We start from the raw sequence: 16,676 nt of genomic DNA, 5'->3' as shown, positions 1-16,676 counted from the left end.
TTCATTTTTTATTTATTATCTCGTTATTTCTTCTCTAAGTGACCGGATTTGTGATGGAAGGAAATTATTTCTTCGCAGCCGCTTCTTTTTCCTTTGCCTTTTCCTTCTTTTCCGGTGAATCGTTGGGATCCATGAGGTAGAAGAGGAAATCAGCCTCAGCCTTGTGTACGTCTCCCACGTGGCATTCGCAGTGTACCTTGCCCATGCGGCCGATGATCTTCTGGATGACAGCCTTCGTTACCAGCTGGTCTCCCGGAAGGACGGGGGAACGGAACCGTACGTGGTCCATGCCGGTGAACATGGGGATGAGGCCCCGGTTCTCCTCCGGATACTGGAGGGCTACGCCGCCTACCTGGGCCATGGCTTCACAGATGAGGGCGCCCGGCATGACAGGATGTCCCGGGAAATGGCCCTGGAAGAAGGGTTCGTTCATGGTGACGCATTTAATGCCTACGGCGTACTTCATGGGCACCATTTCAATGATCTTGTCTACCAGCAGCATCGGATAGCGGTGAGGCAGGATTTCCATAATTTCTTCAACATTCAGTTCCATAACAGTTCCTCCTTAACAGCCGCGCCCAAAGGGACCGGCGTGAATTTTTTATAGTATCAGCAATTGCCCTGCTTTTTCAGGGCCTGCAGTTTTTCAGAAAGTTCCGCATTCAGCTTGTGGCTGCCCAGTACGGCGATGATGTGGGCATGGAGCGGTCCCACCAGGGAAATATCTCCCAGAATGTCCAGAATCTTGTGGCGTACCAGTTCGTCCGGGAAACGGGGTACCGAGAGGCATCCGTCCTTCGAGTAAATCACCGCGTTTTCCAGGGTGCCCCCTTTGCCGAGGCCCATCTTTCTCATGGCTTCCAGTTCCCAGGTGAATCCGATGGTCCGGGCGGAAGCGATTTCTTTGATGTAGGAGTCGTGGTCAATCACAATGTCCCGCATCTGGGTGCCCAGCATGGGATGGGGATTGATGGAGGTAAAGGTAATGCGGAGGCCGTCGTAGGGGAGGGCGGTGATGAACTTTTCTCCCTCGTACACCGCTACGCTCCGGTCCAGGGTGAGGATCGGGATTTCTTCCTCCTGCTCCTCTATGCCTGCTTCTTCCACCATGTCCACGAAGGTCTTGGCGCTGCCGTCGCCCACCGGAGGCTCCGGAGAGTCCATGTCGATGATGCAGTTATCGATCTTCAGGGCATAGAGGGCGGACAGGAGATGCTCCACTGTGAACACCTTGGCCGGTCCCTTTTCCAGGGTAGTGGCCCGCAGGGTGTTGGTGATGTAGCGGCTGTCTGCCGGCACTTCCGGCTGGCCGTCAAGGTCCGTGCGGCGGAAGAGGATGCCGGTGCCTGCAGGGGCAGGCGCCATGGTCATGGTGACCGGCATGCCGGAGTGGAGGCCGTTTCCCTTGTAGGAAACGGGCTTTTTAATGGTATGCTGTCTTCTTTTCACAATGAGACACCTTTCATTGATGAATTATTTTTATAATCAATTTATTATACCGTTTTTTTACATATTACACAAGGGAATGGGGGAGTGGACGAAATGCACGCTCCGTGCAGGCGCGGATATATGGATTGTCAGTTAGGAGTTAGGAGTGAGGAGTGAGGAGTGGAGGTGCGGCGCACAAATCAGATAGCGCTGCGAGTATTGGATCTTCAGCCTGTGGCTGGGGGCGGGAGCGAACGGACGGGGGGCTTTTAGCTGTTAGCGGTTAGGTAGACGATAGATGGTAGACGATAGAAGATAGACGGGAACAGCCCTGCGGGCGGATTCGCCTTCGGCGAATCAGTAGCTAGTGGCTAGATCTAGTGACTAGGTGGTTAGGCCCTGCGGGCCGGTCCCATCAGTTTTCATCAGCTAACCCCAGCCCTGTGGGCAGCGCTCTTCCGGGAAGAGAGCCTCCTGCAGGGGCAATTGCGCGTTTCAGGGATAGAGGCATTGGGATTCTATCTGCAGCGGAGCCGCTGTTTCTGATGACCTCCCCCATCTATGGGGGAAAAGCAAGCGAACGGTGTTCGCAGGGAGCCGCAAGGCGACTGAGAACACCGTGAGACGCTTTCCCAGCGAAGTCGGGGGTGGCGCCGAAGGCGACGGAGGGGGCTCTCGCTGAAGTCGCTCAAACCGGGGCCTTTCCCATCGGCACCCACCCACCCGAGGGGAAAGGAATCACTGGATTTTCGCTCGCCTTCGGCTCCCTACAGCACGGCTATCAGCGACTCACGACAATTTGTGCGTCGCTGGCGCTCCCTTCAAATTGTGTTCGCTGCTGTAACTCCAGTTCGCTTACTTTTCCCTCTAAAGAGGGAGGGTTGGGTGCCTGGGCGGCGCAGCCGCTGTTTCTGATGACCTCCCCCATCTATGGGGGAGGTGGCGCCGAAGGCGACGGAGGGGGCTCTCGCTGAAGTCACTCAAACCGGATTCTTTCCCATCGGCACCCACCCACCGCAAGCGGTCCCCCCTCCCTCTAAAGAGGGAGGGTTGTGGGTGCTTTGGCGGCGAAGCCGCTGGACCTCAACTCTCTTCACTCAATTCTCAAATCTTTTATTTTCCCCCTTGCAATTTCAAGAACTATCTGTTATGATAATATAGTCGCAAGCGATGAGGAATCATTCAGCGATGATAGGGGCATAGCGCAATTGATAGAGCAACGGTCTCCAAAACCGTAGGTTGGGGGTTTGAGTCCCTCTGCCCCTGCCAATTTGGCCCAATAGCTCAGCTGGATAGAGCACTTGACTACGAATCAAGGTGTCGGGGGTTCGAATCCCTCTTGGGTCACCAAAGGAAATCCGCTAAACATGAGTTTAGCGGATTTTTTATTGTGCTTATGGTTTGAGTTACCGGGAGCGGGTGTCCTGTGGCTGAACGCCATGTGAACATGCGGGGGCTTCCAGCTGTTGGCGGCTAGCTATTAGGAAAGCTGGACAGCCTACGGCATGACAGAAACATCGGATGGGAAGCGCCGCAGGCGGATGCGCCGTCCTGGCTGCTAACAGCTGGTGTCTTGTCTCAATCACATTGGTGCTAATGATAACTTAATTATATGATAACTTAGTAATAGATCCGCAAGTGGGAACTCCCCCCATAACGTCATTTCGAGCGGTGGAAGCATGCAATATGATTGTACAGGTAAAAATCGCTACAGCTACGATGAGTCGAGAAATCTTTCTTGCTTTCGGGAATACAGGGCTTTTTAACCGTGCTTAGCGTTATAAGACCGCCAGAGGCATCTATCTGGGAGATCTCTCGACTCTATCTCACATTCTATTTTTATATATTACATCATTACGGCGCTTACCACCGCTCGAGATGACGAGTTAGATTCAGAGTCTGCAGTATTTAAGATCGGTATGCAACAGTAGTGATTCTTCTTTCTCCAACATTAACCATTATCCCAAATGTGATTGAGACGACACACTAGAAGCCCTGTGCTGGTGACTCTGCCCATCGGCACCCCTCCACCGCTAGTGCGGTACCCCTCCCCTCTAAAGAGGGGAGTTAGAGGGGCGCATTGGCGGCGAAGCCGCGGGACCTCAATTCTCTTCACTCAATTCCAATAAAAAAGCAGGCTTTCGCCTGCTTTTTTTATTTCGACCAGTCGTGGTTATAGACGTCGTAGTTTTTCTTCGATTTCAGGTATTCGATGCTGCGGTCGATATCCTTCAGCAGCAGGTCCTTATCCCGGGGGAGGGTGGCTGCCAGGCGGATATAGTTGGATACGTGGTTGCTCCGGAAGACCATGTGCTCCGTTTCCGGCAGGTCCAGGTGTTCCACGATGACCTTCAGCTCTTCCATGAGGCCGTAAGGCGGGAGCGGCGTGAATTCGCCCCGTTCGAACTGGTCCTTCAGTTCACTGCCCCGGTACAGCATGAGGGACAGGGCGGAGAGGTAGTTCGGTTTGATTTCATTGATGGCATGGGCGGTGGCCAGGGCATGGCGTTCGCTGCCCGGTACGCCGGCGATGCCGAGGATGATCATGATGGACAGGTCCATGCCCGCTGCCCGGACACGCTTGCCCACTTCGATGGACTGTTCCCCGTTTACGCCCTTCCGGATGTCCTTCAGGGTCTGGGAGTCGCCGCTTTCCATGCCGTAGTACAGGAGCTGCAGGCCCGCTGCCCGGAGCTGCTTCAGTTCATCCACCGACTTCCGAAGGATGTCTCCCGGTGCGGCGTAGGAGGAAACTTTTTCCAGGTTCGGGAAATATTTCTTCAGGGTATTGAGAATCTTCAGCAGCCGTTCCGTAGGAAGCACAAGGGCATCCCCATCGGCCAGGAAGACCTTCCGCACGCCATCCCGGTCTACGGAGTAGGCGATGGCGATCTGCCGCATGATCTGTTCATCAGAGAGTTTTTCAAATTTCACGCCCCGGTACATGTTGCAGTAGGTGCAGCTGTTGTGGGCGCAGCCCCTTGTCACCCGGAGGATGAAGCTGTCCGCTTCACTGGGTGGACGGAAAACGGGGGTATCGTAATCATCAAAAAATAAACCTGCCATTGAATCAAGTCCTTTCAGAAGGAAAGAAGGCCTGCGCCTTCAGTGGTTTGAAATCTATGCGATAAAGTTAAATTACGAAGGTTATTATATAATAAATACATAGAAAATGCAATTAAAAATTTAAATATATTAATGTGTAGAGCTGGGGGGAATGGGGGCCACTCGTGCGGGGGCTTCTAGCTTTTAGCTGCTAGCTTCTAGGAAAGCTCATCCGCCTGCGGCGCTGGGGTGGCTGAGTTCCGTGTGAACGGATGGGGCCTTGAGCTTTAGCCTTGAGCCTTCAGCCTTGAGCCTTGAGCTGGACAGCCTGCGGCGGTCGTATGGCAAGGAGTGTGGGCAAACGGGCGGGAGCTTCTAGCTGCTAGCGGCTAGCTGTTAGGAAAGCTGACTCGCCTGCGGCACATCAGTAGCTAGTGGCTAGATCTAGTAGCTAGGCGGTCAGGCCCTGTGGGCCGGTCTCATCAGCTAACCCCAGCCCGGTGGGCAGCCCCTTCCCGAGGAGAGGCTACTGAAAAAGCCCTTTATAGTCGTATAACCATACAAATACATGCATTTGGAAATGCACCCCCTCAGTCGCCTGCGGCGACAGCTCCCCCGGAGGGGGAGCCAAGAAACTTGCTTCCCCCTCCGGGGGAAGTCCCGCGAAGCGGGCAAGGGGGTGCATTGGGTGGCGGAGCCACCTGATCAGCTTTTATGCGAAGCTGAAATGTATGGTAGGGCATAATTATTCAGCACTTTTGACTTTCTCAGTGGCCTCTCCCGAGGAAGGGGCCTCGTGCAGAGTCAATTGCACGTTTCAGTGGTAGAGTCTTTAGGATTCCAATAGCGGCGAAGCCGCAGGTCGTTAGCCTCCTTCCTTGGAAGGCGAGAGTCCTGCATAGGACTCTCGAGCCGGGCTCATATGCGAGCCGTTCCTGCACATTAAGCGAGCACCTTAGAGCCCGGCCGTCGGTGGCGCCGAAGGCGACGGAGGTTAGCTGATGCAAACGCCGCAGGCGGGACCTCAACTCTCAAATCTCAAATCTCAATTCTTTCCCAATCATGCAGCCCCTTGGAGAAGGGGCGCGCCAAAGGCGGAGGATGGATGCGGCGAAGCCGCTGGAACTCAACTCTCAACTCTCAACTCTTAAATTTCAACTCTTTCTTTTAAGCCTTGAGCGGGACGGGCCCTGCGGGCCTGTGGTGTATGGGGAGTGAGCGTGCGACCGTGCGGGGGCTTCTAGCTTCTAGCTTCTAGCTGCTGGCAGCCAGGAAGGCTGACCAGCCTACGGCATGGGGAACCGGTGGGGAATATTCGGTGGGAAGCGCCGCAGGCAATCCAGTTTTCCTGATAGCTAGCCGCTATAGCAATTTGCAGAAATAATAAGAATAGCTGACCTCAGCCGTCATTTCGAGCGGTGGCAAGGGAACTGGATTCGCAAGAAGCCGTAGGCGACTGAGAATCCAGTGACACGCTTCCCCACGGGTGGCAGCATGCTAAGAGACAATGAAGCTTAGAATCGCTACAGCTACGATGAGTCGAGAAATCTTTCTTGCTTTTGGGAATACAGGGCCTTTCAACCGTTGTCGGCGTTGTAAGACCGTCAGAGGCAATTTTCTGAGAGATCTCTCGACTCTCTCTCACATTCGATTTTTACATTTTGCGTCATTACGGTGCTTACCACCGCTCGAGATGACGAGTTATGGATAGAGTCAAGTGTATTTAATGACGGAAAGAAACTGTAATAATGCACTCAAGTCAGCGTTAATCATTATCCCAAATGTGATTGAGACGCATCACTAGAAGCTCCCATGCAAGTGACTCTACCCACCAGCATGCCAATTTGCGGCGAAGCCGCGAAAACTCAACTCTCTTCACTCAACTCTCAACTCTCTCTCATGCTATAATATCCCCAAAAGACGAAAGGATGGCGGCCATGATTACAGAGACAGCGCAGGCGAAAATCAATCTTACCCTTTCCGTGGGGGAGAAGAGACGCGACGGATACCATACCATTGATTCCGTGATGCACTCCATTTCCCTCTCCGACTCCATTACCCTGGAAAGGGGGGAGGATATTTCCCTATCCATCGTGGAAGGGACGGCACCGGCGGGAAAGGACAACCTCATGGTCCGGGTGGCGGAGCTGTTCTTCAGGGAAAAGGGTATTTCCGGCGGTGTCCATCTGACCCTCTCCAAGCATATTCCCGCGGAGGCCGGCATGGGCGGCGGTTCCTCCGACGCCGCGGCGGTGCTCCGGGGCTTGGCAAGGCTCTATGGCACCGGGGATTCCCTGGAAACTTTGGCGGCCATGGGAGCGTCCCTCGGAGCGGACATCCCCTTCTGCGTCCTGGGCGGCGCATGCCGGTGCGAAGGCATCGGGGAAGTGCTGACACCCCTTACCCCCTGGCCGGGGCTGCCCCTCGTCATCGTCCGTCCGGAGACCTCCGTGTCCACGGGAGAAGCCTACCGCCTCCTGGACGGCCGGAACCTGCGGCCCAGGGACCGGACCGAAGACTGCATGAAGGCCCTGGAAGACAGGGACCGGCAGGAACTTTATGCTTCCCTGTCCAATGATTTCGAAGACGCCCTGTTTCCGAAAAATGCGATGCTGGCGGAGACCTCATCCATCCTCCATTCCCTGGACCGTCCAGCCCTCATGACCGGCTCCGGCTCCGCCTTCTTCCTCTTCCCGAAGGATGGGGAGGAAGGAAAGAAGCTGGCAGGAGAACTTAAAAAATCCCACCCCTCCTGGTTCGTAGAAACCGGGGAGACAGTGGGGAAAAGAAAGAGTTGAGAATTGAGTTTTGAGAGTTGAGGTCCCGCGGCTTTGCCGCAGGAGGGTAGCTAGTGGCTTGTAGCTGGGACTATCGCGGCTTCATCGCAAGGGAGATATCAGACTGTCAGACTGCAGACGTCAGACAGGTTCAGCCTGCGGCGCCTCCATCAGAATCCCTCTGTCTGCTGTCGCAGACATCTCCCTTTGTAAAGGGAGACTGTTAAAAGCGGCTCCGCCGCAGTTGGAATCCTAAAGCCTCTGCACAAATAACGTGAAAGTGACACTGCAGTAGGCTCTCTTCTCCGAAGAGAGCTGCCCACGGGGCTGAGAGATGGTGATGGAAGCGCCGCAGGCGAACCATCTTTCCTAAAAGCTAACAGCTAACAGCTAGAAGCCCCTGCCCGTTCGCACGGCGCTCAGCCACAGGACACCCGCCGCAAAGCGGCTGTCCAGCTCAAGGCTCAAGGCTCAATGCCCCATACGTTCACACGCACGCCCAACCACCCATCCGCAGCTTTCTATGCCCCGCGGATGATTTTTTTAGCATTATCCAAAGCCCATTGGAAGAAGGTGCCGGAGACGAGGTAGAGGAAAAGGTTATCGTGTACGGCAAAGAAGACTTCCGAATCTTCGAAGGCGGTGTAATGATAGGCGTTAAGGGGCAGCCGGTCCTGGCGGCAGGCTTCCTCCATGGCACCTCCATCTAACAGGTCATCCAGGACATTGAAAAGGCTGGGATTGGAAGCGTATAGCGTATGGAGAATGCGAAGGGAGTCCTTTCCTTTTCCCAAACGGAAATAGAGAAGTGCCAGGGGCAGGAGCATCATGGCATCTTCTTCCTGGTAGCGGGCCATGAGAGTAAGGGCTGTATCCTGGTCCAGAAGCCAGGCAGCCATGGCCATCATGTCATAGCGGACGCCGAGGTTATCCCCTTTATTGTAAGAGATGATTTCCCAACCTGCGGCCAGGGCATTCCGATACTGTCCCAGAAGCTGGAGTACGGTGAAGTGGGCACGGAGGACACGGATGAAGGGACGGGTCTCAAACTGCTGCCAGAATTGCCCTTTGGCATCCATGAGCCCCTGCTGCTCCATCTGGGCTTTTCCCTTTTCCATGAGGGTTTCCAGCTTTTTTTTCATGGAAATGAGGTCCCGGGTACCCAGAAGGATGACGGCGAGGGCGGCATCCAGGCTTTCCGGATCCAGGGCAAGGGCTTTCTTTGCGTAGTCCAGTCTTTCCCTCTGTTTTTCTGACTTGGCAGACAGGATAAGGAAATCCAGGGCACTTTCTGCAGTTTCCGGGGTTATATCATCCGGATTGACCGGCATCATGGTTTTGCCCATGATGGAAGCATTGATTTCATCCATGGAAATCCCTGCATCCAGCTGCTTCTGGACCTTTTCCTGCATGAGCCGGGTAGAGGCGTCCCGCGCAAGTTCAAAGGCATCGGGGAGCAGGTATTTATTGGGATGAACTATCTGAAAAGGCATGGACGGCATTCTCATGATTTCTTTGCTCCTTTCCGGACTGTCCTGGCAGCCCATTTGAAGAATTCCTTTTCATTGACAAGATAGGGATAATAGGTGTTATACAGGGCGTCCGGCGATAGGAAGTCAGACACTTCATCATATGTCTCCGGTGGCAGTCCCTTTCCCAAATCCTCAAATATATTGGCAAAGTCGGGGTCATCCTTCAGGGAGTCCAGTTGGCCTGCGGCTTCGTCCATTTTTCCTTTCTTAAAATACAGGAGGGAGGCAAAGAGAGAAAGTAAAGGACTCTGGGATCCGAAAGCCAGAAGTTTTTTCATATCCTCTTCATTTTCCAGGAGAGCGGCAAGGAGAGCAGCCCAGTTCAAAGCTCGGAGATCTTTGGGGTTTCCTGCCAGGATACGCCATACGGCATCCCGGGATTTGAGGAGGAGCCCCGCATTTGCCGCATCCAGGGCAATCAGGAGAAGGAGATTGTGGAAATCAATGATTTCAGGGCTGCCTGGGGAGAGCTTTTTCTTCTTCAGTGCCGATTCCGCTTTTTTGGAAATAGAAACCAGCTTGGCAATCCGCTTCAGGGGATCCTCATTTTTGGCATAAGCTTCCATGGCCTGGAAAAGGGGCAGCTTTCCCAGGGCTGGCTTCCACTCATTGAGCATGGCTGGCACATCTACAAAGCCGCCGGTCAGTATACCTTCTGTATAATCTTCACATTCATCGCAGAAATTGTCGAAATCTTCCGATTGGATTACCTTTGATTCGAGCAGGGACTGCTGCAGGAAATATAAACCTTCTTCATGATGGAACGATAGGGCGTCCAGCATGCTGTCAATTTCGGTATTATTCATGGAATCCGTCCTTTCTTTGGGTAAGTATGATTGGGATGCTGTTCTTTTACCCATTATATCAAAAAAGAGTTGAGATTTGAGAGTTGAGGTCCAGCGGAAGCGAAGTGGCTAGTAGCTGGTATCTAGTGGCTGGGCGGTCAGGCCCTTTGGGCCAGATGACGGATGGGTGCGTGAGCGGCCAACCGTGTGGGGACTTCCAACTGCTATCGGCTAGAAGTCCCGTCCGTTCGCACGGCACTCGGCCACAAAAGGAAGGAGGCTGCCCGTCAATGTCTTCGCCGACTCATGAACACGTTCCTTCAACTCGTCATTTCGAGCGGTGGCAAGGGAACTGGATTCGCAGGGAGCCGAAGGCGACTGAGAATCCAGTGACACGCTTCCCCTCGGGAGGTAAGCGCCGTGATGATGTCCTCCATGTAAAAAACGCTACAGCTTCGAGGAGTCGAGAAATCTCCCTGGTAAATGACTATGACGGGGTTTTCAAAGAAAGTGTTGAGAGTTAAAGACCAAGCGGTCCCGCCGCAGACCCATCAGAATCCCTCTGTCACTCCGTGACATCCCCCTTTGAAAAAGGGGGACTATCCATCAGCGGCTCCGCCGCATCCATCCCGCGGCTTTGCCGCCGTTGGATTCCTGATGACTCTATCCCCAAAACGTAGAAATGACGCTGCACGAGGCCCCTCCTCGGGAAGGGGCTCCCGGTGGGAAGGGTTCACTGGGTTCTCAGTCGCCTGACGGCTCCCTACGAACCCAGTTCGCTTGCCACCCCAACGGGGCGGGGTTAGCTGATGGGAGCGCCGCAGGCTGGCTCCCTCGGCCTCAGTCTCGACCTCGATCTCAACAAGGGGGTGCGTTTGGTGCGAAGGGGAGGAGTGGTGTTGAAAAGACTTGTATTCCCGACCACGAGAAAGATTTCTCGACTCATCGAAGCTGTAGCGATTCTTGCCTTTAGAGTCATATGGCATGTTCACACCGCTCGAAATGACGGCAATCGTTTAGCGTCAGTCAGGCCTGTTGGTGGAGTGTGGATGGTGTCATTTGGGGCGGAGACATCAGACGGTCAGACAATCAGACGTCAGACCGGTTCAGCCTGCGGCTAAAAGAAAGAGTTAAGAGTAACATTGAGAGTTGAGGTCCCGCGGCTTTGCCACCGTTGGATTCCTGATGACTCTATCCCCAAAACGTGGAAATGACGCTGCAGGAGGCTCTCTTCCCAGAAGAGAGCTGTCCACGGGACTGAGAGATGGTGACGGAAACGCCGCAGGCGGACGAGCTTTCCTGACGGCTAACAGCTGGCAGCTGGAAGCCTCGTACATTCAGCCGCTTACTTACTCATCCATCACCGGACCCGAAGGGCCTGATCCGCTCAAGGCTTAAAAGGCAGAATTGAGATTTGAGTGAAGAGAATTGAGGTCCCGCGGCTTTGCCGCAAACGTTAACCCTCCCTTGCTCGCAAGGGAGGGGGGACCGCTTGCGGTGGGTGGGGTGCCGCAAAGCGGCGGGCCGGTTTTCCTGGCCGCTGGAAGCTAAAAGCTGGAAGCCCCCGCCCGTCCACACGGGAGCCCATTCACTCGTCGCTCGGCCCAAAGGGCCTGTCCCGCTAAAGGCTTAAAAGAAAGAGTTGAGATTTGAGAGTTGAGAATTGTCGTGAGTCGGTGACAGCTGTAGCGGCGAAGCGACGCTCAAATCATCGTGAGTCGCTTTCCCGTAGGGTGAGGTGGCGCCGTCAGGCGACTGAATGGGTGCATTGGCCGCGAAGCGGCTGTCCACCCAGCCACTAGCCACTAGATACCAGCTGCTGATTCGCATAAGGCAAAAAGAAAGAATTGAGATTTGAGAGTTGAGAATTGAGGTCCCGCGGCTTTGCCGCAAAAGTTAGCCCTCCCTTGCTCGCAAGGGAGGGGGGACCGCTTGCGGTGGGTGGGTTGCCGCATAGCGGCTGACGAGCTTTCCTGGCCGATAGAAGTTAGCCACTGGAATCCCCCATCCGTTCGCACGGGAGCTCCGTCACATAACATCCGGGCCTTCGGCCCTATCCCCCTCGATCTCGGCCTCGACCTCGATCCCTCCACTTTCCCAATTCCTCCCAAAATCCATCTATCCTTTTCCTCACTGCAGTGCTATAATAAATCTCACAACTACAGAAAGTCCGATGCCGGACAGACAGTCTTTTTTTGACTGCCTGTCCGGCTTTTTCTTTCGGGAGGCGTTGGAGTATGGGAAAAGTATGGAGAGATTTACCGGAAGCACAGGGTCTTTATGACCCGAGAAATGAGCATGATGCCTGCGGCATCGGATTCGTGGCGAATATCAAAGGGCGCCGGTCCTACGGCATTGTGGACGATGCCCTGAAAATCCTGGAGAACCTGAAGCACCGGGGCGGCGAGGGAGCGGACCGGAAGAGCGGCGACGGCGCCGGCATCCTCACCCAGATTCCCCACGAATTCTTCCAGCGGGAGTGCGAAGTCCTGGGATTTCACCTGCCTCCGGAAGGGGAGTATGGGGTGGGCATGATCTTTGCCCACCGCTACGAGAATTTCCGGGAAGAGCAGAAGCGGATTTTCGAGGAAATCGTGAAGGAAGAGGGGCAGACGGTCCTCGGCTGGCGGGAGGTCCCCATCGACGAAAGCCTCATCGGGGAAGAGGCGAAGCGGATCCGCCCCCATTTCCTGCAGGTCTTCATCGGGAAGGACCCCGCCATCAGGGACCCCATGGATTTTGAGCGGAAGCTCTACATCATCCGGCGGCTGGCGGAAAAGAAGATCATCCCCCTCTCCGCCGGCATGGGCACGGACTTCTACATCGCCAGCCTGTCCTCCCGGACCATCGTGTACAAGGGCATGCTCACCAGCGACCAGATGCGCCATTTCTACCTGGACCTGTCGGACCTGGACTATAAGACCGCCATGGCCCTCGTCCATTCCCGGTTCAGCACGAATACCTTCCCCAGCTGGGCCAGGGCCCATCCGAACCGGTACATCGTGCATAACGGGGAAATCAACACCATCCGGGGCAATATCAACTGGCTGAACGCCCGGGAGAGCAAGTCCCGGCCCTCGGATTACCCGGAACTGTCGAAGGTATTCCCGGTGGTGGATGACGCCGGCAGCGACTCCGCCATGTTCGACAACTGTCTTGAGTACCTCCACATGGCAGGCCATTCCCTGGCCCACGCCATGATGGTCATGATTCCGGAACCCTGGGAAAAGGACGATTCCATGAGCCAGGAGAAAAAGGATTTCTACCGGTACCACAATTTCATGATGGAACCCTGGGACGGTCCGGCGGCCATCTGCTTCTGCGACGGCATCCACATCGGCGGCATGCTGGACCGGAATGGCCTCCGCCCCGCCCGGTACTACGTGATGAAGGACGACAGGGTCATCCTGTCCTCCGAAGTGGGGGCAGTCCCCGTGGACCAGAAGGAGATCCTCTCCAAGGGCCGCCTGGAACCGGGAAAGATTTTCCTCATCGACACGTCCCAGCAGCGCATTGTGCCGGACGAAGAAATCAAGCACGCCATGGCCTCCGCCCATCCCTACGGCCAGTGGTGCAAAGAGCACATGGTGGACCTTTCGGACCTGCCGAAGGAAAAGGGAGAAGAAAAGACACCGGAAAAGCTCCTGGAAGAGCAGAAGGCCTTCGGCTATACCCAGGAAGACATGCGGGATATCATGATTCCCATGGCGGACACGGGAAAGGACCCGGTGGGAGCCATGGGCATGGATTCGCCGCTCCCCGTGCTCTCCGAGCGGCCCCGTCTCCTCTATGACTATTTCCAGCAGAACTTCGCCCAGGTCACGAACCCTCCCATCGATGCCATCCGGGAAAAAATCGTTACCTCCGCCACGGTGTACGTGGGGAACATGGCAAATATCATGGACCCCGACGAGAAGGGTACCGCCGCTCTCTCCATGGACCGGCCCCTTCTGACGAATGAAGAAATGGCGGCGGTGAAGCATCTTGCAGATCCCCGCATCCGTCCGGTGGTGCTGTCCCTCCTCTATCCCGCCGAGGGAAAGGGAGAAATGGAGAAAGCCCTGGACCATCTCTTTGATGAAGCCCTGAAGGCAGTGAAGGAAGGACACAACATCCTCATCCTCTCCGATAGGGGCGTGGACCGGGACCATGAAGCGATCCCGGCACTTCTCGCCTCCGCAGGGCTCCACAATTTCCTGATCCGGGAAAAAGTGCGGCCCGATGTGGGCATTATCCTGGAATCCGGGGAACCCCGGGAGGTACACCATTTCTGCACCCTCATCGGCTACGGCGTCACCGCCATTAATCCCTACCTGGCACTGGATACGGTGTCGGACCTGGCAGAAAAGGGGCGGCTCGGCAAGAAGAACGCCGAAGAAGCCCGGGAAAGCTACCTCACCGCCGCGGTGAACGGCATTCTCTCGGTCATGTCGAAAATGGGGATTTCCACGGTGAAGAGCTACCATGGCGCCCAGATTTTTGAGGCCATCGGCATCGGCAAAGAAGTGGCGGATACTTATTTCGGCCACACCACCTCCCCCGTAGGCGGCATCGGACTTCCGGAAATAGAAGAGGAGAACCGCCGGCGCCATGAGGAGGCCTACGGCCCGAAGAAGGGCCTCTTCTCCGGGGACGTGTTCAAGTACCGGAGAAATGGGGACGAGCCCCATATCCTCACCGCCGAGGCCATCAGGCTCCTGCAGCAGGCCTGCCGCACCGGGAGCTACGAGCTCTACAAGGTGTATGCGAAGAAGGTGAATGAGCCCCTCATCCGGCTCCGGGACCTCCTTGATTTCACCAGCCCCGCCGGCCCCAGTATCCCCATCGAGGAAGTGGAAAGTGTGGACTCCATTATCCACCACTTCCGCACCGGCGCCATGAGCTACGGTGCCTTGAGCAAGGAAGCCCACGAGTGCATTGCCGAGGCCATGAACTCCCTTGGCAGCCGCAGCAACACGGGAGAAGGCGGGGAAGACGATGAGCGGTTCGCACCCCGCCCCGACGGCAGCAGCGTGAACGACGAAATCAAGCAGGTCTCCACCGCCCGTTTCGGGGTCACCGGCAATTACCTGGTCCATGCAAAGGAAATCCAGATCAAGTGCGCCCAGGGGGCGAAGCCCGGCGAAGGGGGCCACCTGCCGGGAAGCAAGGTGGATCCCGCCATTGCCCGTACCCGCCGGTCCACGCCGGGGGTATCCCTCATTTCCCCGCCGCCCCATCACGACGTGTACTCCATCGAAGACCTGGCGGAACTGGTCTTTGACCTGAAGAACGCCAACCGGAAGGCGGAAATCAACGTGAAACTCACCGCCGGCAGCGGCATCGGCACCATTGCCGCCGGCGTGGTGAAGGCGAAGGCCAACGGCATCACAATCAGCGGCTACGACGGTGGCACCGGGGCATCGCCTCGGACCAGCATGCGCCATGCCGGGCTCCCCTGGGAAGTGGGGCTCTCCGAAGTACAGCAGGTGCTCCTCATGAACCGGCTCCGGGACCGGGTGCACCTGGAGGTGGACGGGAAACTCCTCACCGGCCGGGACGTGGCAATCGCGGCCCTCCTTGGGGCGGAGCAGTTCAGCTTCTGCACGGGACCCCTCATCGCCATCGGCTGCCAGATGTTCCGGGTGTGCAATAAGAATACCTGCCCCTTCGGCATCTGCACCCAGGACGAGAAACTCCGGAAGCGGTTCACCGGGAAGCCGGAGTACGTGGTGAACTTCATGCGGTTCGTGGCGGAGGACCTCCGGGAAATCATGGCCCACCTGGGCTTCCATACCCTGGAAGACATGGTGGGACGGAGCGACCGGCTGAAGCAGAAGGGACTCACCGGCAATCCGAAGGCCGATACCCTGAGCTTGGACGCCCTCCTCTACCGGCCCTACACCGACAGCACCGTGGGCCACCATTTCCTGGTGCCCCAGGACCATGACATCGAAAAGACCCTGGACATGGCAAAGCTGGTGCGCATGTGCAAGCCGGCGCTGGAAGAAAAGAAACCGGTCCGGGCAAAGCTCTTCATCAAAAATACGAACCGCGTCACCGGCACCGTCGTGGGCAGCGAGATTTCAAGACGTTACGGGGAAGAGGGACTGCCGGAAGATACCATCCGCCTCTCCTTCGTGGGCTCTGCCGGCCAGAGCTTCGGCGCCTTCATCCCCAAAGGCCTCACCCTGACCCTGGAAGGGGACGCCAACGACTACACAGGGAAAGGCCTTTCCGGCGGCAAGATCATCATCTACCCGCCGAAGGAAGCCTCCTTTGCGGCAGAGGATAACGTAATCATCGGCAACGTGGCCTTCTTCGGCGCCACCGGAGGCAAAGCCTTCGTATCCGGCAGGGCGGGAGAACGGTTCTGCGTACGGAACAGCGGCGCCACGGTGGTGGTGGAAGGGGTCGGCAACCACGGCCTGGAATACATGACCGGCGGCAAAGTGGTGATCCTTGGGAAGACCGGTAAAAACCTGGCAGCCGGCATGTCCGGCGGCACTGCCTACGTGATGGACCTGGACGAAGGGCTCCTCAATAAGGAAATGGTCCATGCCCTGCCTTTGGAAGATCCGAAGGAAACGGAAGAGGTGAAGCAGCTCATCGAAGAGCACTACATCTGCACAAGAAGCGAAAGGGCAGAAGAAATCCTGGCCCAGTGGAACCGGTTCCTCCCCAGGATCACCAAAGTCATCCCCAGGGACTACGAAGCCATGGAAGCAAGGATCCACGAACTCATGAAGAAAGGAACAACCCGGGAAGAGGCGGAGAAAGAGGCGTTTGAGGAGAAGTTTAAAAAATAGAGTTGAGATTTGAAAGTTGAGAGTTGAGGCCCCGCGGCTTCGCCGCAAAAACACACCAAACCTCCCCTCTTTAGAGGGGAGGGGGACCGCGTTAGCGGTGGTGGGGTGTTAACGGCTGGAGTTACTGGGGCCGGGCCTTGAGCCTTGAGCGGATCGGTCGCTCCGCTGTGAATGTGTGGCTGGGCGTGCGTGTGAACATACGGGGGCTTTTAGCTTCTAGCGGCTAGCTGTTAGGAAAGCTGGCCAGCCTGCGGCACTGGTCAGGAGGCGGCTGGAGTTACTGGGGCCGGGCCTTGAGCCTTTAGCCTTGTGCCTTGAGCT

General features: G+C 56.1%; 7 protein-coding genes and 2 tRNA genes. 4 read left to right on the top strand and 5 right to left on the bottom strand.

Going from position 1 to position 16,676, the window contains the following annotated elements:
• Nucleotides 1–64 precede the first annotated feature (64 nt).
• Nucleotides 65–553: a 3-hydroxyacyl-ACP dehydratase FabZ gene (gene fabZ, locus ACFWUL_RS10270; protein WP_296097804.1), complete on the bottom strand. Its 489-nt coding sequence runs from the start codon at nucleotides 551–553 to the stop codon at nucleotides 65–67.
• Nucleotides 554–609: 56 nt separating this feature from the next.
• Nucleotides 610–1,449 (bottom strand): UDP-3-O-acyl-N-acetylglucosamine deacetylase, encoded by an 840-nt coding sequence (gene lpxC, locus ACFWUL_RS10265; protein WP_416177212.1) that lies wholly within the window; start codon nucleotides 1,447–1,449, stop codon nucleotides 610–612.
• A gap of 1,172 nt (nucleotides 1,450–2,621) precedes the next feature.
• On the opposite strand from lpxC, the gene ACFWUL_RS10260 reads away from it, so the two are divergent.
• Together ACFWUL_RS10260 and ACFWUL_RS10255 are read left to right on the top strand one after the other, a co-directional pair.
• Nucleotides 2,622–2,697, top strand: a tRNA-Trp gene (locus ACFWUL_RS10260).
• Nucleotides 2,698–2,701: 4 nt separating this feature from the next.
• A tRNA-Arg gene (locus ACFWUL_RS10255) sits at nucleotides 2,702–2,778 on the top strand.
• 804 nt (nucleotides 2,779–3,582) lie between these two features.
• On the opposite strand, the gene ACFWUL_RS10250 is transcribed toward ACFWUL_RS10255, so the two are convergent.
• Nucleotides 3,583–4,494 carry a radical SAM protein gene (locus ACFWUL_RS10250; RefSeq protein WP_416177211.1) on the bottom strand — a complete coding sequence of 304 codons (912 nt, stop codon included), beginning with the start codon at nucleotides 4,492–4,494 and terminating at the stop codon, nucleotides 3,583–3,585.
• Nucleotides 4,495–6,410: 1,916 nt separating this feature from the next.
• On the opposite strand from ACFWUL_RS10250, the gene ispE reads away from it, so the two are divergent.
• Nucleotides 6,411–7,271, top strand: coding sequence for a 4-(cytidine 5'-diphospho)-2-C-methyl-D-erythritol kinase (gene ispE, locus ACFWUL_RS10245; RefSeq protein ID WP_416177210.1), 861 nt, complete (start codon nucleotides 6,411–6,413; stop codon nucleotides 7,269–7,271).
• Nucleotides 7,272–7,771: 500 nt separating this feature from the next.
• Here ispE and ACFWUL_RS10240 read toward each other — a convergent pair whose 3' ends face one another.
• Together ACFWUL_RS10240 and ACFWUL_RS10235 are read right to left on the bottom strand one after the other, a co-directional pair.
• Nucleotides 7,772–8,743, bottom strand: a complete 972-nt coding sequence (locus ACFWUL_RS10240; RefSeq protein ID WP_416177209.1) for a hypothetical protein — start codon at nucleotides 8,741–8,743, stop codon at nucleotides 7,772–7,774.
• Nucleotides 8,744–8,754: 11 nt separating this feature from the next.
• Nucleotides 8,755–9,588, bottom strand: a complete 834-nt coding sequence (locus tag ACFWUL_RS10235) for a hypothetical protein (RefSeq protein WP_416177208.1) — start codon at nucleotides 9,586–9,588, stop codon at nucleotides 8,755–8,757.
• 2,216 nt (nucleotides 9,589–11,804) lie between these two features.
• On the opposite strand from ACFWUL_RS10235, the gene gltB reads away from it, so the two are divergent.
• Entirely contained in the window at nucleotides 11,805–16,355 is a 4,551-nt protein-coding gene (gene gltB / locus ACFWUL_RS10230; RefSeq protein ID WP_416177207.1) for a glutamate synthase large subunit, read from the top strand.
• The last annotated feature ends 321 nt before the right edge of the window (nucleotides 16,356–16,676 follow it).

The organism is Dialister sp. (genome assembly GCF_047832375.1).
Classification (GTDB): domain Bacteria; phylum Bacillota; class Negativicutes; order Veillonellales; family Dialisteraceae; genus Dialister.
Note: the sequence above shows the minus strand (reverse complement) of the source record. Positions and strands in the feature narration are given on the sequence as shown.